The sequence below is a fragment of the Stenotrophomonas sp. BIO128-Bstrain genome, assembly GCF_030128875.1.
GTDB classification, from domain to species: Bacteria; Pseudomonadota; Gammaproteobacteria; order Xanthomonadales; family Xanthomonadaceae; genus Stenotrophomonas; species Stenotrophomonas bentonitica_A.
The window spans coordinates 424,692-443,222 of sequence record NZ_CP124620.1; the positions used below are offsets into that span (position 1 = coordinate 424,692).

Genomic DNA, 18,531 nt, shown 5'->3' on the forward strand with positions numbered 1-18,531 from the left:
TGCAACCAACCCCGGCGTATGGTTAAATCCACCTATGAATGAACCCGAAGCTTCCGCCGGCGAGCCACGTGCCGGCCGCAACAGCCGCCTCAGTGCCGAAGACTGGGCCCAGGCCGCACTGGATCTGATTGCCGAACAAGGCGTGGGCGCGGTCGCGGTGGAGCCGCTGGCGCGGCGTCTCGGCGTCACCAAGGGCAGCTTTTACTGGCACTTCCCCTCGCGCGACGCGTTGCTGCAGGCGGCGCTGGAGCGTTGGGAGCTGTTCGAGCAGGAGCAGGTCTTCGGCAGCCTGGCCGATGTCACCGATCCGCGCGTGCGCCTGCGCCAGCTGTTCCAGGTGGTCGCGCATGAAGTGCAGCCGCACATCATCTACAGCGAACTGCTCAAGGCGCTCGATCACCCGATGGTGCGCCCGGTCATCGACCGTGTTTCGCACCGGCGCCTGGAGTATCTGGTCGCCTCGTTCCGCCAGGCGGGCCTGAGCCGTACCGATGCGCAGCACCGTGCGCGGTTGGCCTACGCCGCCTATGTGGGTTTCCTGCAGTTGTCGCTGCAGCTGCAGCAGCCCAAGCAGGCCCGCGAGGATTTCGAAGCCTATGTGGAGCACGTGATCGAGACGTTGATTCCGCTCGGTTGACCGGCCCGTGACAGGCATGCAGAAGGCCGCGGAAACGCGGCCTTTTCTGTGCGCGTCGTTTGCCGGACGCGGGCACCACCACAAAAAACAACGGCCCCTTTCGGGGCCGTTGGATCAGACGTTGTTGATCAGTGGATCGATCAGAACTTCTGCGAGTACTTCATGTACAGGAAGCGACCGATGTCGTAGCCGCCGTAGTACGAGAAGTTCGAGCTCGGCTGCGAGGTCATCATCGGGCCGACCTTGTTGAACACGTTGTTGGCACCCACGGCGACGGTGGCGTTCCACGGGGTGGCATAGGACACCTGCACGTCGTGGAAGGTCACTGCGCCCAGCTCGGTCTGCGGCGAGATCACGCCCAGGGTGTCCGGTGCGCTGTAGTTGGGCAGCGTGCAACGGGTGGTGAAGCGGCAGCTTTCCTTGGTGCCCGAGTAGTAACGCAGGTTCCAGTTCACCGACAGGTCGTTCATGCTCCAGCCCAGGCCCAGGTTCGAGCGCACGCGGAAGTACGCGCCGAAGCCATTGTTCTGGGACGGCACGGCGTCGGCATCGTCCGTGGACTTCTCTTCGTACTTGCCCACGTACGTGGTCGACGACTTGGCCGAGAAGCGGCCGAAATCGGTATCACGGCTGTAGCTGATGTCGAAGTCGAAGCCTTCGGTTTCGGTGTAGCCGGCGTTGCGGTTGCCGTAGTTCAGCGTGCCCACGATGTTGCCGTTGGCCGGGTCACGGGTGAACATCGAGCAGCGCGACTCGATCAGGCGGACGTAGCAGTCTTCCATGATCAGGTTCGGGCTGTCGGTGACGATCGTGTTGTCGATGCGGATGCTCCACCAATCCACACCCACGCTCAGGCCGGTGACGTAGCTCGGGCTGTACACGAAGCCGACCGTCTTGGACTCGGAGGTTTCCGGGGTCAGGTTCGGGTTCGAGCCGGAGTTGAACGGCACCGGGCTCTGCGCGGCACGGCCGGTGGTCGGGACGAAGCCCTGCTGCAGCTGACGGTAGCCCTGGCCGACATCCTGGACGCAGCGTGCGCTGCCGCGGACGTCGCCATAGACGCTGTCGCACGGATCGACGAAGTTGGTCGGGAAGGTCTGCGAGGTGCCGCCGTACAGGTCACCGATGGTCGGGGCGCGGAAGCCCTCGGCATAGGTGGCACGCACCAGCAGGTCGTCGATCGGACGCCACTTCAGGCCGAACTTGTTGTTGGTGGTATCACCGAAGCTGGTGAAGTCCGAGTAACGGGTGGCCAGGTCCAGGGTCAGTTCCTTGGCGAACGCCAGATCCGCCAGGATCGGGATGTTCAATTCCAGGTAGAACTCATCCAGGGCGTAGGAACCCTTGGTCGGGCCGGACGCCAGGTTGGTCGAGTCACCCGACTGGGCGATCGCATCCGGGTTGAAGGCGCCGCTTTCCTTGCGGTATTCGTAACCCACCGCGAAGCCCAGGTCGCCGGCCGGCAGCGGCACGATGGTGCCCGACAGGTTGGCGAAGTAGTTGTGGGTGCTGGTCTTGCCGGTGGCGTGCTCTTCGCGGAACAGGTAGTTGCGCACGTTCGGATCATCGAGCGAGTTGGCAACCGCGCCGGTACCGAAACCTGCGAACGGATTCCACGGCACGCAGCCGGCGATTTCATTGCCCGGAGTGCCGCAGACGATCTGGCCGGCAGCATTCTGGAACGACGGACCCACGGCATCGGCCACGGCCGGGATGTAGAAGTTGCCGTTGTTGATCAGCAGGCTGTCATTTTCGTTGTACAGCGAGCCGACGTCCCAGCTGAAGAACCGGTCGCCGATTTCGAAGGAGCCTTCCAGGGCTGCTGCGAAACGCCAGGTGGTCAGGGTGCTGTCGGTGGTACGCGGCACTTCCCAGCCACGACGACGCCAGTTGACGTCGGCGACGCCGCCGGTCGGGTTGAAGTAGCTGTCAGCCGACATCGGGATGCCGTACGCAGAAGACTGCAGCGGGTAACCGGCGATCTGGCGCTGCGACTCACGCTTGGTGTAGGACAGGTCCGTGGTGAAGCGGACGTTGTCGGTGATGTCGTAGTTGCCGCTGACGAACAGCGAACGACGTTCCAGCGGGGTCAGCAGGTGCATCTGGTCGGACGAGCGGCTGGTATCGGCCGACGTCTGGCTGTGGAACTGACCCGGGCCCAGGGCGGTGCCGCCACGGTTGGGAGCCTGCCAGTTGCCTGCGTTGCCGACGCGCCAGTTGCCCCACTGGCCAACGGTCGTCAGCGATGCTGCCGGATCCCAATCCGGGTAGGTGTCGGCCGTGAACGGACGATCCTTGGCCCACACGCCTTCTTCCTTGTGGTACTCGGCGCCGACGGTCAGCGAGCCGCGGTCACCGGAGAAGCCCATGACGAAGTCGTAGGTTTCCTTCTCGCCGTCGCCCTGGCTGTACTGGCCCTTGTAGACGTTGGCTTCCAGACCATCGAAGTTCTTGCGGGTGATGATGTTGATCACGCCGGCCATTGCGTCCGAACCGTAGATCGACGAGGCGCCGTCCTTCAGCACGTCGATGCGCTCGACCATCGAGGTCGGGATGATCGAGATGTCCTGGTAACCATCCGGGCTGATGCCCAGGCGCTTGCCATTGACCAGCACCAGCGTGCGCTGTGCGCCGAGGTTGCGCAGGTCGATGTACTGACCACCGGCTTCCTGGTTGGAGGTCAGCGGCGAGGCGCGGCTGAAGTTCGGGCTACCGGCGGCGGAGATGTTCTGCAGGATATCGCCGACCGAGCTGAAGCCCTGGTTCTGGATATCCGCACGCGAGATGGTCAGCACCGGCTGGGCGGTTTCCACGTCAACCTGGCGGATGCGCGAACCGGTGACCGAGATGCGGTCCAGATTGGTGGTGCCAGTGGCTTCCTGAGCGACGGCGCTGCCGGTGCCGGCAGCGCTGGCGATCAGCGCGAGGACGACGGCGTCGCGCAGTTTGTTGCTGTTGCGGTTCATTGGGCTCTCTCTCCAAGTTGACTTGGGTGCAACGTGTTGGGATGGGCTTCAGCGCGGGGACGAAAGGCGTTCCCAATCCGTGAAGCTGACTCGATAGTAACCACGTGCAACTAAAAATTAAAGAGCCGTTAATGTTCCATGTGATTTAAGTGAAATTCGGCAAAGCCTTTGCGATACAAGGCTTTAAGCGATATCTACAGCATAAAACGTCTCATTTGTTAAGATCTTTGTTAAAAAAAATTCACCCTGAATAGGCCGTGCGCGCCCTTGACACCCAGCCCAAACGAAAAAGGGCGCCTCATGGAGGCGCCCTTCGGGTGACGTGTATTGACGGGTGGTCGCAAAGACAGGTCAGAGATCCTGCTCGTACCGGACGTAGGGCACGGTGCCCTCGTCAGTGCTCTCGTTGCGGGGGGCGAACGGGTTCTTGCCGCGGGTGACCACGTTCTCGGCGCCCACGGTGAGCTGACCGCTCCACGGCGTGCGCCAGGTCAGGCCCACCCCCAGGCCTTCCCACTTGCCCGGCTGGCCGGGAACATCGACCACGCGGCCAATGATGTTGCCGCTGAAGTTGCCATAGCCGGCACCGATGGTGAGGCTCTTGCTGTCCCAGCGGTCGACGATCGCCGGCGAAGCGTCCGCGATGGGCACCAGACGCGCCTTGGCATAGGTGCCACCGATGGAGACGAAGCCTTCGCGGCCGATGTTCTTCTGCCCGAAGACGGTCAGATCGTTCTGTTCGGCGCGCAGTGAGGGCGATTTGTTCGGGCCGGCCAGCCAGGCCGGCAGGGTGTCACGGCCGCTGCCGGCGGTGATGCCCACGCGACCGCCGGGGCGGTTGAACGCGGCGGTGCCGCTGACCCGACGGCCGAGCGTGTTGTCTTCTTCATCGCCCAAGGTGGCCAGCATGCAATGGCTGGCCAATCCGCTGATGCTGGTGCCGCGGCTGCTGTTGCACAGCAGGCCCAGCGAGTCACCCGAGGACAGGCCGAAGGCCGCGTCCAGCGAACTGCGGCCGAAATGCCAGCGGGCCCCTGCGGCCTGTTCGCCGGTCGGTTCCAGGTAGAGCAACGCTTCGACCTTGCCACTGCCTTTGTTCCAGACCGGCAGCACCGTGCCGTCCTGCTTGCCCTTGGCCTGCGCATGCGCGCCCGGGATCGCGCCTAGGGCGATCATCAGGGCCAGCGGTAGACGCAGAAGGGGATGCATGGGAACTCTCAGACAAGCGCAGTGAACACAAGTTCCCGCCGAAGCGGGACATTGATCCTAGGGCGTTTATGATTTCTTAACAAGTCTTGGTTCTCCCCAGAACAAAACGCTTGCCAAGTTTACTGAAGCCGTTCAGGTGCCGGCGAGGATATATCCATCTCGCGGAACAGTATGTCGAATTCCGTCAACGGGAAGTGATACTCCTGCCCACAGAATTCGCAACGTACTTCCACCGCGCCAGTGGGCTCGGCGGCGGCGCGGGCCTCCTCTTCGCCAATGGACTGCAGCATGCCTGCCACCCGCTCACGCGAGCAGGAGCACGCAAAGCGCAGGGCCTTGTCGCCCAGCAGTTCCGGCGTCTCTTCATGGAAGAGGCGGTGCAGCAGATCGTGGCCGGGTACCTCGAGCAGTTCCTGCTTGCCCAGGGTCTCGAACAGTGCGCTGGCCCGCGACCAGCCGTCCTGGTCGCCTTCATCGCCGGGCAGCTTCTGCAGCAGCAGGCCGGCGGCGCGGGTGCCATCGGCGGCCAGCAGCAGACGGGTCGGCAACTGCTCGGACTGGCGGAAATAGTCTTCGAAGGCTTCGTCCAGGCCGGCCGCGGTCAAGCCGACCAGGCTCTGGTAGCGCTGCGGTTCGCGCGGATCCAGGCCGGGGTTTTCGATGGTGATCGCCAGCAGCGCATCCTCGCCCAGCGCGGTCAGATCACGCGGGGCATCGCCACCGCCCTCGGCCAGCTGGACGATGCCGCGCAGGGTGCCGGCGGCGGTGCACTCGGCGAACAGGGTGCGCATCGCAGTGTTGCTGCGCAGCTGGATCGACAGGCGGCCATCGACCTTGGTGTGGCCGGTGAACAGCGCCGAGGCCACGCTGGCCTCGCCGAGCAGCTCGGCGGCGCCCGGCGGGTAGACCGCATGCGAGAGGATCTCCCGCCAGGTGTCATCGAGGTGCACATGCACGCCGCGGACGCCGGCATCGGGGAGCAGGAAACGGACAAGGGAGTCGGATTGGGCGGTCATCGGTTCGGTGGCTGCGCGAAAGGAGTGCCGGTTGCCGGATAATGCGCCGACAACCGTGCAAGTAAAGGATGCACCAGTAATGGGGGCAGAGCGCAGCAACCTCAAGGTCGAACCGGATCTGGAACCGTCACCGCGGCGCCGCTGGCGCTGGCGCCGCCTGCTGTGGCTGCCGGTGCTGTTCGTCGGGTTCAGTGTGCTGCAGGTGCTGGTCCTGCGTTTCATCGACCCGCCTGTTTCCAGCGTGATGCTGTGGCGCTACGGCGAGGCGCTGGGGGAGGGTGACTGGAGCTATCGGTTGCATTACCACTGGCGCGATCTGGACCAGATGGCGCCAAGCCTGCCGATTTCGCTGGTGGCTGCCGAGGATCAGCGTTTCCCGGAGCACAATGGTTTCGACCTGCAGGCCATCGAAAAGGCGCGTGACCACAACGCGCGCGGCGGGCGGCTGCGCGGGGCCAGCACGATCAGCCAGCAGGTCGCCAAGAATCTGTTCCTGTGGCAGGGCCGCAGCTGGATCCGCAAGGGGCTGGAGGTCTGGTACACGGTGCTGATCGAAGCGCTGTGGCCGAAGTCGCGCATCCTGGAGATGTACGCCAACATCGCCGAGTTCGGCGATGGCATCTATGGCGCGCAGGCCGCGTCGCAGCAGTATTGGAACAAGGACGCGTCCCGGCTGAGCCCGGCCGAAAGTGCGCGGCTCGCGGCGGTGCTGCCGTCGCCTCGCCGTTACAGCGCGGCCAAGCCCGGCCCGTACGTGCAGCGCCGCGCCGCCTGGATCCAGCGGCAGGCCAGGCAGCTCGGGGGAGGGGCGTACCTCGGCGAGGAGTGAGCATTCATGCATGTGATTGGCTGACGCTACAATCGCCGCATGACCAGCCCTCGCCTGACCGTCGTCGTCGCCGCCCACAACGAAGCGCTCGCCTTGCCGATGCTGCACCCGCGCCTGCGCGCAGTGCTGGCTGGGCTGGAGGGCATCGACGGCCGCGTGCTGTATGTGGATGACGGCAGCACGGACACCACCTGGGCCGTCATGCAGGCATTGGCCGCCGAGGATTCGTGCGTCGGCGTACTGCGGTTGTCGCGCAACTTCGGCAAAGAGGCCGCGCTCACGGCGGGGCTGGATTTCGTCGACGACGGCGCGGTGATGATCCTCGACGCCGATGGCCAGGATCCGCCGGAACTGATTCCCGAGTTCGTCGCGCTGTGGCAGCAGGGCTATGACAACGTCTATGGCACGCGCCTGGCGCGCGATGGCGAGAGCTGGCTCAAGCGCTCCACTGCCAAGGCGTTCTATCGGGTGATCGGGCGGCTGTCCAAAACGCCGATCCCGGCCGACACCGGTGATTTCCGGCTGCTGTCGCCGCGCGCGGTGCAGGCACTGGGCCAGCTGCGTGAGCGCCACCGGTTCATGAAAGGGCTGTTCGGCTGGGTGGGTTTCCGCCGCAAGGCCTTGCCCTACCACCGGCATGCGCGGCTGGTGGGTGATAGCAAATTCGGCTTCTGGCGGCTATGGAATTTCGCCCTGGAAGGGATCACCGGATTCTCCACCGCGCCGCTGCGGGTGACCACCTATCTGGGCCTGGCCGCAGCGACGTTCGCGTTCGTGTTCGCGCTGGTGGTGGTGTCCAAGGCAGCGCTGTACGGCGACCGTGTTGCGGGCTGGCCGACCATGATGGCGGTGATCCTGTTCCTGGGCGGCATACAGCTGATCGCCCTGGGCCTGATTGGTGAATACCTGGGCCGGCTGTACGAGGAATCCAAGCAGCGCCCGCTGTACCTGATTGACACCTGGCAGGCCCCGTTCGTGGCAGACTCGGCCGTGCATCCCATCGGTGGAGAGCAGCGAGATGACCACGGTACGGCAGCTGTTGGAAGGCAAGTCCCCTGAGGTATTCGCCGTCACCCCGAGCTCGGCGGTGATCGACGCCATCCGGTTGATGGCCCAGAAGGGCATCGGCGCGGTGCTGGTGATGGAGGGCCGGCAACTGGTCGGCATCCTTTCCGAGCGTGACTACGCACGGAAGATCGTGCTGCACGAACGCTCGTCCCGGACGACCGAAGTCCGCGAGATCATGACCCCCAAGGTGGTGACCGTCGCCCCTGGCGAGCAGGTCGAGCACTGCCTGCAGCTGGTGACCGATTACCGCATCCGCCACCTTCCGGTGGTCGATGGCACGGGTGTGCTCGGGGTGATCTCGATCGGTGATCTGGTCAAGGCGGTCATCGACGAGCAGGCGCAGAAACTGGATCAACTGCAGCAGTACATCGTTGCCGGTTGAGCGTGGCCGCGCGCGGCGGGGCAGGCCGACGCAGCGTCGGTCCCTGCCCGGATGGCCCCGCGCTTACTTGGCGTAACGGCCGCCGCAGTTGCTGTCTTCGCCCGGGCCGGTCTCGATCGTGGCCAGCAGCGCGGCAGGCGGGGCGATGCTGCCCAGCGCCAGCGCGATCGCCCCGCGGATGCCCAGCGCCTTGAAGTCCGGGCGGAACGAGGGATCCTTGAAGGTGCCGCCGATGCGCAGCGGCGAGCGCAGCGCCAGAATGCTCATGTCCTTCGGGCGCGGGCGCAGCAGCAGGTCCAGCTGCTCCTGTTTCAGATCGACCTTGCCTTCGCCGACGATCAACGTATCGGTGGTATCGAAGGCCAGCGAGCGCGACTGCATCACGCCGTTGTCGACACCGAAGTCACCCCACGCGCAGCGCAGCGGAATCTGCTTGTCGCCGGTGAACAGGAACTTCAGTGATTCGGCGACATCCAGGCCGGCCAGTTCCATGATCAGATTGCCGACATGGCCGCGGCCGATCCCGACCGCCACGGTGCCATCGGAGCTGCCCAGCATCGCCGCGACGGAGTTGCCCTGGCCGGTCAGTTTGACGTCGCCACTGATGCCGCCGGAGGCTTGTTCGGCCAGCTTCGCATCAGGGAACAGCTTGCCCAGCTGCACCTTGCGGATGGTGGCCTGCAACTGCGTGGAGATCGCCTGCTTGCGCGCATCCATGCGGATCGTACTGCGGATGTCGCCGCCGGCCACGCCGAAGTTCAACGGCTCCAGGCGCAGCAGCCCGTCATTGAGCTTGAGGTGGGCATCCATGTCATCCAGCGGCAGCGTCGGCGAATTGATGCGCTGCGCCTTCCAGCGCACGTCGGCGTCCATCGCACGCAGCTTGGACAGGTTGTACGGCGTGTCCGGCAGCACCTTGGCACTGGCCGCCAGTGCGGCCGCCTTGGCCTTCTGCTCGGCATTGGCCGACTCGCCGGCACCCGTCTTTGGCGGTGCCCCGATGAAGCCGGCCAGATCGTCGAAGTCCAGCCGCTTGGACACCAGATCCGCGGTCAGGAATGGGCGCTCGCCACTGACATCGATCTGCGCGGTCCCGCCCAGGTCGCTGTCGCCGGCGGTGCCGGTGAACGACTCATAGCGCCAGACCGCGTTGTTGCGCTTCAAGCGGCCCTTGAGCTTGTACGGCGGCGTGGACGGCATTGCCACGCCGATCAGCGGGAACAGATCCTCCATGTCCTGCCCGCTCAGCATCAGCTCCAAATCGAATACCCGCAGCTGGAAGGGATTGGTGAGCGTGCCGCTGGCGATCGCATGCGTGTTCCCCGCGCGCCCATCCAGATGGATGCGGAACGGATGCCCGGTATTGGTCAGCTCCAGCGGCGACTCGGTATTGCCATTCAGCGAGAACGGATTGCCCTGCCAGCGTCCCTTGCCCTTGACCAGCAATGGCGGGCCACTGTCCTTGTCCCGCGGCTTGCCGCTGTTGAGCGAGACCAGCACATCCGTCCTGCCGGCCGTGTCCTGGAACTGCAGGCGCCCATCCTCGATCAGCAACCGTTGCAGCACCGGCGGGTCACCGTCGCTCGGGCCCAGGAAATCCCAGTTGCCCGGCTGATTCTTCTCCGGCGCGGTTTCCAGCAGCAGATCCGGTCGCGTCAAGCGGATCTCCGGAATCCGCACCTGCCCGCGCAGCAAGGGCAATACCCGCAGATCGATCTCCGCCCGATCCGCCGTCGCCATCTGCGGCTGCTTGGCCCAGGTCGCATTCGCGAACGTCAGCCCATCGCCTCGCACCGTCGTCACCCGGCCCAGATCGACATCCAGATCCCCATTGATATGGAACTCCCGGCCGGTCTTTGCCTGCACCGCCCGTTCCACCGGCCCCTTGAACCAGTTCCAGTCCCATAACGCGATCAGGATCAACAGTGCCGCGAACAGAAACACCAGAATCGCCAACCACCGCTGCCCACGCTTACCGGGACGGCTCCAGCGCCAGCGGGAACGGGAAGAGACATCGGACGGAGCAGGGGAGGGGACAGTATTCACATCCCCATGGTTGCCCTTGCATCGTGCAGGCAACGCGAAGCATTGGTAAGCGTAGTGTCAGGGTGGCTGGAGGATTGCCTTCAACCACCCGGCGCATGGCGCGGACACTACTGGATCAGGCAGCCATGCCGTTGACCTTTCCGTGCGCGCCAGCCCACCCGTGCCGCCCCAGCCTGGCGCATGCCTGAAGCCTTGGCTGCTTTCGCTTTCGCTTTCGCTGTTGCTGCTTCTGCCGCTGTTGCTGGTGTCGCTGCCGATGCTCTTACTGCAGGAAAACAACACTCAAAGAATCTGCGCCGTCACCGCAACGAAGTGGCACACACTCCCGCCGATCACGAACAGATGCCAGATCGCATGCGAATACGGCACCGACTCCCGGTGATAGAACACCGTCCCCAACGTATAGAACACGCCGCCGGCCAGCAGCCATCCCAGCGTCCACGCATCCAACGAGTTCCACATCGGCTTGATCGCCACCATCACCATCCAGCCCATCGCGATATAGATGATCGTCGACAGCAGTTTGAACCGGCCCGTATAGAACAACTTGAAGACCACCCCGAACAGCGCCAGTGCCCAGATCGCGGTGAACATCCCCCAGCCCCAGGGGCCGCGCAGGCCGATCAGCGTGAACGGCGTATACGTGCCGGCGATCAGCAGGTAGATCGCACAGTGATCGAACACCTTCAGCCGGCCCTTCGCGATCGGATGCTGGATCGCGTGGTAGAGCGTCGAGGCCGTGTACAACAGCAGCAATGCCACCCCGAACACGATCGCGCTGGCCAACTGCCAGCCGTCGCCATAGATGGCGGCCAGGGTGATCAGTACCGCACTACCGGCCAGTGCAGCGACGGCGCCAAGCCCGTGGGTCAGGGCGCTGGCGATTTCTTCTCGAACGGAAACGACAGAGGTCATGGCGATGATGGGAGATGCGGGGAGGGGGAGCCCGCTCCCCCCTATCATCGCCGCGATGGCGCGCGCATGCACGCGCGCCTGTTCAGCCGGCAGCGCGGTCGCGCGATCAGCCGACCGAGACGCTGTGCGCCGCTTCGCGCGTCGCCGCGAAGCGCACGTCCGGCGCACGTTCCTGGGCCAGCTGCAGATTGACCCGGGTCGGTGCCAGGTACACCAGCTGCCCGGCGGCGTCGATGCTGAGGTTGCCCGCGTTCTTCTCGCGGAACTCTTCCAGCTTCTTTTCGTTGCTGCAGGTGACCCAGCGCGCCGTGGTCACGCTGACCGGCTCGAAGGTCGCTTCCACGCCGTACTCATCCTTCAGGCGGTATGCCGCCACATCGAACTGCAGCACACCCACCGCGCCCAGGATCAAGTCGTTGCTCATCAGCGGGCGGAAGAACTGGGTAGCACCCTCTTCGGACAGCTGCGCCAGGCCCTTCTGCAGCTGCTTGAGCTTGAGCGGATCGCGCAGGCGTGCGCGGCGGAACAGTTCCGGCGCGAAGTTCGGGATGCCCGTGAAGCTGACCGCTTCGCCTTCGGTGAAGGTGTCACCGATGGAGATCGTGCCGTGGTTGTGGATGCCGATCACATCGCCCGGCCACGCCTCGGCGGCGATCTCGCGGTCGCTGGCCATGAAGGTCAGCGCATTGGCCAGCTTCATTTCCTTGCCGGTGCGCACATGGAAGGTCTTCATGCCGGCCACGAATCGGCCTGAGCACACCCGCATGAACGCGACGCGGTCGCGGTGCTGCGGGTCCATGTTCGCCTGGATCTTGAACACGAAACCGGTCAGCTTGTTTTCCTCCGGCGCGATCATCCGGCCGGTGGTGGCGCGCGGCTGCGGCGAGGGCGCGTGCTCGACGAAGAAGTCCAGCAGCGGCTGCACGCCGAAGTTGTTCACGCCCGAACCGAAGAACACCGGCGTCTGCTTGCCGGCCAGGTAGGCCTCCACGTCGAAGGGATGGCTGGCGCCCTGCACCAGCTCCAGCTCGTCGCGCAGATCGGCCAGCATGCGCTCGCCGATCTTCTCGGCCAACCCGGGCGAATCGATCGAGGGGAAGATGGTCGAATCCTGACGGGTGAAGTTGCGGCCCTGTTCGTACAGGTGCACTTCGCCGGTGATCAGGTGGACCACGCCCTTCAGGCGCTGGCCCATGCCGATCGGCCAGGTCACGGGTGCGCACTGGATGCCCAGCACGCTTTCCACTTCATCCAGCAGGTCGATCGGCTCCTTGCCCTCGCGATCGAGCTTGTTGATGAAGGTCATGATCGGGGTGTCGCGCAGGCGGCACACTTCCATCAGCTTGATGGTGCGCTCTTCCACGCCCTTGGCCACGTCGATCACCATCAGCGCCGAGTCCACCGCGGTGAGCACGCGGTAGGTGTCCTCGCCGAAGTCGGCATGGCCGGGGGTGTCGAGCAGGTTGACGATCTTGCCCTCGTACGGGAACTGCATCACCGAGGAGGTGACCGAGATTCCGCGCTCCTTTTCCAGCGCCATCCAGTCGGAGGTCGCGTGGCGCGCGGCCTTGCGGCCCTTGACCGAACCGGCCATCTGGATCGCACCGCCGAACAGCAGCAGCTTTTCGGTCAGCGTGGTCTTGCCGGCGTCAGGGTGGGAAATGATGGCGAAGGTGCGGCGGCGCGCAGCTTCGGTAGCGACTTCGGACATGGCGTGACGCGCCCGCCCGGGGCGCTTTTCATGGAGATGAGCCGCCCAGTATAGCGGGGGCGGGCGTGGCCGGGGTCAGGGCAGGGCGGACGCCCCGGTCTCATCGGCGGTGCGGGCGAAGCGCAGCTCGCCCTGCGGGCTGACGATCCGGGCCGGAATCGAGCGCAGCCGCATCCCTGCATTGACCTGGACTGCGAAATGCAGATGCGGCGCGGCGCTGTAGCCGGTATTGCCCGACAGGCCGATGCGCTGCCCGGCCTGGACCTGCTCGCCCTGGCGGACCAGCGCGCCGTTGTGCTGCAGGTGGGCGTACACGGCCATGCTGCCGTCCTCGTGCAGCACCCGCACCAGGTTGGCCCGGCCCAGATCGTGGTCGCGGTCCTGCCCATTGCCCTGGAAACCGGCCTGGACCTGCATGACGGTTCCCGCCCGCGCCGCAAGCACGGCCGTGCCCTCGGGCAGCGCGAAGTCGATGGCGTCGCGGCTTTCCGCGTCGCTGTGGCTGAAACGGCCCTGCGGCGCCTGGCTGACCTGGATGCGGGCAGCGTCGAACGGCAGTTGGTAGGCCACGTCCTGCGGGCGGGCGGTGGGATCGCCGGGAACGGCGGTCAGCGCCAGCCGGATCGTCGTCGTGCCGGCCGGCGGCTGCACGTGGACCACCACGACGCTGGCCGAACCGGCCACCACGGTCTGCACGGGGAGCCCGGGCAGGGCGGGGGCACCGGGTGAGGACGCCAGTGCCACCTGGACCGGCCCCGCCAGGCGGTTGTCGACGCGTGCCTGCCAACGGTCGCCTTCCCCCTCCAGGGTCAGCACCGCCAAGGCCGACGCATCTGCCTGGCCGGCCGGTTGGGCGGAGGTGGCGGGCGTCGGCCGGTCGATCCGCCAGCCGTCCCGCCAGTTTGCGCCCGGCCCGGCCCAGGCGTTCAGCGCCGGCAGGATCAACACGGTCAGTACGGGCAGACGCAGGCAGCGCAAGGCATTCGCCGGTAAGCAGGGGAGTTGGAGTATGCGTGACTGATGATGATCTGGAATATATATCTCTTCATGCAGATGAAGGGATTGACATCAGCCAAAAGCGCTGGCATCGTGGCTGCACCATCGAGACCGGCAGAGGGACAGGCCCTTTGAAGCCGGGGCAGCCCGCAGACGCGAAAGCGACCCTGCGTAGGTGCCAAATCCTGCGGAGACCGTTGGTGTCTTCCGAAAGATGGTTCGAACCGTGCACCGTGCGTGCGCTTCGAACGCGAGCTCCGCGAAAGCTCGATGGCCGTTTTCCTCCTTTGGATACCGCCATGAGCTTCGCCACCGCCGCCCCTGCCGCCACCGAAACTTTCGCCCCGCTCAGCGTCCCCGTCGACGCCGGGCTGAACGCCGTGCGCGGCGATATCGCGGCGGTGCTGTCGATGCGTCACGGTGGACCGCGGCCGGTGCGACTGCGCTACGAAATCGTGGGCCGCGCCGAGGCGCCGGTGGTGGTGCTGGCCGGTGGCATCTCCGCCCACCGCCACGTGGCGGCCAATGCCGAATTCCCGGAAAAGGGCTGGGCCGAAGGCCTGGTGGCCCCAGGCCGCGCGCTGGATCCGGCCTCCCTGCGCATCCTGGCGTTCGACTTCATTGGCGCCGATGGGGCGCTGGACCTGCCGATCGATACTGCCGACCAGGCCGACGCGCTGGCCTTGCTGCTCGATCATCTCGGCATCGCCCGCCTGCAGTGCTTCGTCGGTTACTCCTACGGGGCGCTGGTTGGCCAGCAGTTCGCGCTCCGTCACCGCCAGCGCCTGCAGAAGCTGATCGCGGTGAGCGGCGCGCACCGCCCGCATCCGTATGCCGCCGCCTGGCGCGCGCTGCAGCGTCGCGCGGTCGCGCTGGGCCAGCTGCAGTGCGCCGAAAGCCACGGGCTGTCGCTGGCGCGCCAGTTCGCCATGCTCAGCTACCGCACGCCGGAAGAATTCGGCGAACGCTTCGACGCCGCGCCGGAAGTGGTCAATGGCCGCGTGCGCGTCGCCGCTGAAGACTATCTGGATGCCGCCGGTGCGCAGTACGTCGCCCGTACCCCCGTCGATGCCTACCTGCGCCTGTCCGAATCGATCGACCTGCACCGCATCGACCCGGCCGCCATCCAGGTCCCGACCGTCGTGGTCGCCGTGGAAGGCGATCGCCTGGTCCCGCTGGCCGACTGCGTCGGTCTGGTGGAAGGGCTGGGCCCGCGCGGCAGCCTGCGCGTGCTGCGCTCCCCGTATGGCCACGACGCCTTCCTGAAAGAAACCGATCGCATCGACGCGATCCTCGCCACCGCTTTTCGATCCCCCGGAGAACCGCATGAGCCGTTCCGCTGGTACCGAGCCGTCCTGTAGCCGTGTCACCGCCGCCGTGCGTGCCGGCATCGACCGTGACACCGCCCATGGCGCGGTGACCCCGCCGATCGTGCTGTCCTCGAACTTCAGTTTCGATGGCTTCGGCAACAAGCGCCAGTACGACTACACGCGCAGCGGCAACCCCACCCGTGATCTGCTGGGTGAGGCGCTGGCCGAACTGGAGGGGGGCGCCGGTGGCGTGATCACGTCCACCGGCATGGGCGCGATCAACCTGGTGCTCAATGCGCTGCTGCAGCCCGGCGATACCCTGGTGGTGCCGCATGATGCGTACGGCGGCAGCTGGCGCCTGTTCAACGCGCTGGCGAAGAAGGGCCATTTCGGCCTGATCACCGCCGACCTGACCGATCCGCGTTCGCTGGCCGATGCGCTGGCGCAGTCGCCGACGCTGGTGCTGATCGAAACCCCGTCCAACCCGCTGCTGCGCATCACCGACCTGCGCTTCGTCATCGATGCCGCGCACAAGGCCGGTGCCAAGGTCGTCGTCGACAACACCTTCCTGTCGCCGGCGCTGCAGCAGCCGATCAGCTTCGGTGCCGACCTGGTGCTGCACTCCACCACCAAGTACATCAACGGGCACAGCGATGTGGTCGGCGGCGCGGTGGTCGCGCGCGATCCGGCGGTGCGCGAGCAGCTGGTGTGGTGGGCCAACGCACTGGGCCTGACCGGCTCGCCGTTCGATGCGTTCCTGACCCTGCGTGGCCTGCGCACGCTCGGTGCACGGCTGCGCGCGCACCAGGAAAACACGGTGGCCGTGGTCGATCTGCTCACCGCCAGCGATGCGGTGGCCAGCGTGTACTACCCGGGCCTGGCCGATCATCCCGGCCATGCCATCGCGGCGCGCCAGCAGAGCGGCTTCGGTGCGATGCTGTCCTTCGAACTGGCCTCGTGCCCGGGCGATGATCCGCACGCCGCGGTGCGGGCCTTCGTCGATGGCCTGCGCTGTTTCACCCTGGCCGAATCGCTGGGCGGCGTCGAGAGCCTGGTCGCGCACCCGGCCACCATGACCCATGCAGCGATGACCCCGGAAGCGCGCGCGCATGCCGGCATCAGCGAAGGGCTGCTGCGCCTGTCGGTCGGCATTGAATCGCCGGAAGACCTGGTGGCCGATCTGCAGGCCGGGCTGGAACGCGCCCAGGTCGTGATCGATCAGCACCGCGACGTGCAGCGCCGTAAACAGGTGGATGCATGAGCGCGGTGCTGAATCTGCCGCTGGTTGCCAACCGGAAACTGGCGCTGCTCGGCACCGGCACGGTCGGCACCGCTTTCGTGGAACGGTATGCCTCGTTGCAGCACCGTGGCGTCACGCTGCCGTCGTTTTCCTGGTTGGCCAATTCACGCACGGCGCGCACCTGCGAACACGCCCCCGCGCACGAACTTGCCCAGGCCAACCTGGCCGCACGCGGTGCGGTGACACTGCAGCCCTGGGCGGAAGCCGAGGGCCTGCAGCGCGGTGACGTGGTGGTCGATGCGACGGCCAGTGACGAGGTCGCCAACTGGCACGAGCAGTGGCTGGCGCGTGGCGTGCACGTGGTGACCGCCAACAAGCTCGGCCAGGGTGCGCAGCTCGCACGTGCCCAGGCCATCGCCGACAGCGGCCAGCAGGGCGACGCGCGCTACGGCGACAGCGCGACGGTGGGGGCTGGCCTGCCGCTGCTGAGCAGCCTGCGCGCGCTGGTTGCCGGTGGCGACCGCATCCATCGCGTGGAGGGCGTACTGTCCGGTTCGCTGGCGTGGCTGTTCCATCACTACGATGGCCAGCGTCCGTTTTCTGCGTGGGTGCGTGAGGCAGCGGGCGCCGGGTACACCGAGCCGGACCCGCGTGTGGATCTGTCCGGTGAAGATGTCCGTCGCAAACTGCTGATCCTGGCGCGCGCCAGCGGCATCGCATTGCGGGCCGAGCAGGTGCGGGTCGCCTCACTGGTGCCCGACGCGCTGGCGGTGTTGCCGCCGGCCGATGCGTTGGCCCAGCTGTCACTGCTGGATGCCCCGCTGCAGCAGTATTGGCGGCAGGCCAGCGAGCAGGGCGGTTGCCTGCGTTTCGTCGGTGGCTTCGATCACGAGGGTGCGTCGGTGGGGCTGCGTGTGCTCCCGCGTGACCATCCGCTGGCCGGCGGTGCACAGACCGACAACCGGGTGGCGATTCATAGCGATCGGTATCACGCCCAGCCGCTGTTGATCCAGGGGCCGGGCGCCGGCGCGGAAGTCACCGCCGCCGCATTGCTGGACGACGTGCTGGCGATCGTGCGGGGCTGACCGCCGCGAGATCCCACCAAGGCACGCGGTAGCGCCAAGGTGGGCTGGCTGCGTCGGCGGATAATGGTGAGGACGGCTGCTGCCACGCATGGCGTGGCAGTACCGGGGTGGTGGGCAGGTCAGTCGTGTGGTGAGATTGCCTTCAGCAGTGCCGCATTGAATCGCGCAGGGTCCTGCACCTGCGGCGAGTGGCCCAGGTCCTCGAAGCTCACCAGGGTGGCGCCGGGAATCGCCGCGGCCGCCGCCTTGCCCAGCGCAGGGTAGTTGCCCAGCGTCGCTTTCAGGGCGGGCGGCGCCAGGTCACGGCCGATCGCGGTGCGGTCGGTCTGGCCGATGAACAAGGTGGTCGGGACCATGAGTTTCGGCAGTTCATAGACGACGGGCTGGTTGAACACCATGTCCGAGGTCAGCGCCTGGCTCCACGCCACTGCCTGTTTGCCGGGGCCGTCGTACATGCGCGACTGCATGCGCACCCACTGCTCGTACTCGGGCTTCCACTGCCCGTTGTAATAAACGTCGAGCTGGTACTTCCTGATGCTGTCGAAGCTGGTCTTCAACTCGCCTGCGTACCAGGCATCGATACTGCGCCACGGCACGCCCTTGGCCTTCCAGTCTTCCAGTCCGATCGGGTTGATCAGTGACAGGCTGAGCAAGCGCTGGGGATACATCAACGCGAAGCGTGCCGCCAACATGCCGCCCATCGAATGGCCGACGATGTGCAGCTTGCCCTCGCCGTAGCCCAGATGCTCCAGCAGCGCTTCGGTATTGGCGGCCAGCTGGCCGAACGAGTACTGGTAGCGTTCGGGCTTGCTCGATTTGCAGAAGCCGATCTGGTCCGGGGCGATCACCCGGTAGCCGGCCGCGCTCAGTGCCGCGATGGTGTCCTTCCAGGTGGCCGCGCAGAAGTTCTTCCCATGCAGCAGCACGACCGTACCGGCGAACCCTTTGCCGCCGGCGGGCACGTCGATGTACGCCATCTCCAGCGGCTGGCGCTGGGACTCGAACCGGAAGATCTTGACCGGATAGGGGTAGTCGAAGCCTTCCAGTCGCGGGCCGTAGGTGTCGGCGGCGAGGGTGGTCAGCGGCAGGCAGGCGAGCAGGGCGGCGGCCAGGATGCGCAT

General features: G+C 66.1%; 15 protein-coding genes and 1 riboswitch. Of the genes, 7 read left to right on the top strand and 8 right to left on the bottom strand.

Annotated features, from left to right (window positions below):
• Positions 1-34 precede the first annotated feature (34 nt).
• Positions 35-637 carry a TetR/AcrR family transcriptional regulator gene (locus tag POS15_RS01810; protein ID WP_019185113.1) on the top strand — a complete coding sequence of 201 codons (603 nt, stop codon included), beginning with the start codon at positions 35-37 and terminating at the stop codon, positions 635-637.
• 140 nt (positions 638-777) lie between these two features.
• Here the strand turns inward: POS15_RS01810 and POS15_RS01815 are convergent, their stop codons facing one another.
• The 3 genes from POS15_RS01815 to POS15_RS01825 form a co-directional block, all read right to left on the bottom strand.
• Complete coding sequence (locus POS15_RS01815) at positions 778-3,603, bottom strand: TonB-dependent receptor (protein WP_019185112.1); 2,826 nt, start codon at positions 3,601-3,603, stop codon at positions 778-780.
• A gap of 351 nt (positions 3,604-3,954) precedes the next feature.
• Positions 3,955-4,779 (bottom strand): hypothetical protein, encoded by an 825-nt coding sequence (locus POS15_RS01820; RefSeq protein WP_200899491.1) that lies wholly within the window; start codon positions 4,777-4,779, stop codon positions 3,955-3,957.
• Between the two features lie 152 nt (positions 4,780-4,931).
• Positions 4,932-5,828: an Hsp33 family molecular chaperone HslO gene (locus POS15_RS01825; RefSeq protein WP_019185109.1), complete on the bottom strand. Its 897-nt coding sequence runs from the start codon at positions 5,826-5,828 to the stop codon at positions 4,932-4,934.
• 79 nt (positions 5,829-5,907) lie between these two features.
• Between POS15_RS01825 and mtgA the strand changes: the two genes are divergently transcribed.
• From mtgA to POS15_RS01840, 3 genes are read left to right on the top strand one after another with little or no spacing between them, the layout of a single operon-like run.
• Positions 5,908-6,657, top strand: coding sequence for a monofunctional biosynthetic peptidoglycan transglycosylase (mtgA, locus tag POS15_RS01830; protein ID WP_019185108.1), 750 nt, complete (start codon positions 5,908-5,910; stop codon positions 6,655-6,657).
• Between the two features lie 39 nt (positions 6,658-6,696).
• Positions 6,697-7,716, top strand: coding sequence for a glycosyltransferase family 2 protein (locus POS15_RS01835; RefSeq protein WP_284128867.1), 1,020 nt, complete (start codon positions 6,697-6,699; stop codon positions 7,714-7,716).
• On the top strand, positions 7,676-8,107 hold the full coding sequence (locus POS15_RS01840) for a CBS domain-containing protein (RefSeq protein WP_019185106.1): 432 nt from the start codon (positions 7,676-7,678) through the stop codon (positions 8,105-8,107). The genes POS15_RS01835 and POS15_RS01840 overlap by 41 nt, the downstream gene beginning before the upstream one ends.
• Before the next feature lie 63 nt (positions 8,108-8,170).
• On the opposite strand, the gene POS15_RS01845 is transcribed toward POS15_RS01840, so the two are convergent.
• From POS15_RS01845 to POS15_RS01860, 4 genes are all read right to left on the bottom strand, one after another.
• Entirely contained in the window at positions 8,171-10,153 is a 1,983-nt protein-coding gene (locus tag POS15_RS01845; protein ID WP_284128868.1) for an AsmA family protein, read from the bottom strand.
• 282 nt (positions 10,154-10,435) lie between these two features.
• Complete coding sequence (locus POS15_RS01850; RefSeq protein WP_026070085.1) at positions 10,436-11,074, bottom strand: hemolysin III family protein; 639 nt, start codon at positions 11,072-11,074, stop codon at positions 10,436-10,438.
• 100 nt (positions 11,075-11,174) lie between these two features.
• Complete coding sequence (locus tag POS15_RS01855; protein ID WP_019185103.1) at positions 11,175-12,779, bottom strand: peptide chain release factor 3; 1,605 nt, start codon at positions 12,777-12,779, stop codon at positions 11,175-11,177.
• Between the two features lie 75 nt (positions 12,780-12,854).
• Positions 12,855-13,748 carry a M23 family metallopeptidase gene (locus POS15_RS01860; protein ID WP_037553775.1) on the bottom strand — a complete coding sequence of 298 codons (894 nt, stop codon included), beginning with the start codon at positions 13,746-13,748 and terminating at the stop codon, positions 12,855-12,857.
• A gap of 126 nt (positions 13,749-13,874) precedes the next feature.
• A riboswitch (SAM riboswitch) is annotated at positions 13,875-13,996 on the top strand.
• A gap of 78 nt (positions 13,997-14,074) precedes the next feature.
• On the opposite strand from POS15_RS01860, the gene POS15_RS01865 reads away from it, so the two are divergent.
• From POS15_RS01865 to POS15_RS01875, 3 genes are read left to right on the top strand one after another with little or no spacing between them, the layout of a single operon-like run.
• Positions 14,075-15,136, top strand: coding sequence for a homoserine O-succinyltransferase (locus POS15_RS01865; protein ID WP_284128869.1), 1,062 nt, complete (start codon positions 14,075-14,077; stop codon positions 15,134-15,136).
• A complete protein-coding gene (locus tag POS15_RS01870) occupies positions 15,102-16,346 on the top strand; it encodes an O-succinylhomoserine (thiol)-lyase (protein WP_284128870.1) in 1,245 nt (414 codons plus the stop codon). Before POS15_RS01865 ends, POS15_RS01870 begins: the two co-directional genes overlap by 35 nt.
• Positions 16,343-17,410: a homoserine dehydrogenase gene (locus POS15_RS01875; protein WP_019185099.1), complete on the top strand. Its 1,068-nt coding sequence runs from the start codon at positions 16,343-16,345 to the stop codon at positions 17,408-17,410. Before POS15_RS01870 ends, POS15_RS01875 begins: the two co-directional genes overlap by 4 nt.
• A gap of 119 nt (positions 17,411-17,529) precedes the next feature.
• On the opposite strand, the gene POS15_RS01880 is transcribed toward POS15_RS01875, so the two are convergent.
• Positions 17,530-18,531, bottom strand: coding sequence for an alpha/beta hydrolase (locus POS15_RS01880; protein WP_284128871.1), 1,002 nt, complete (start codon positions 18,529-18,531; stop codon positions 17,530-17,532).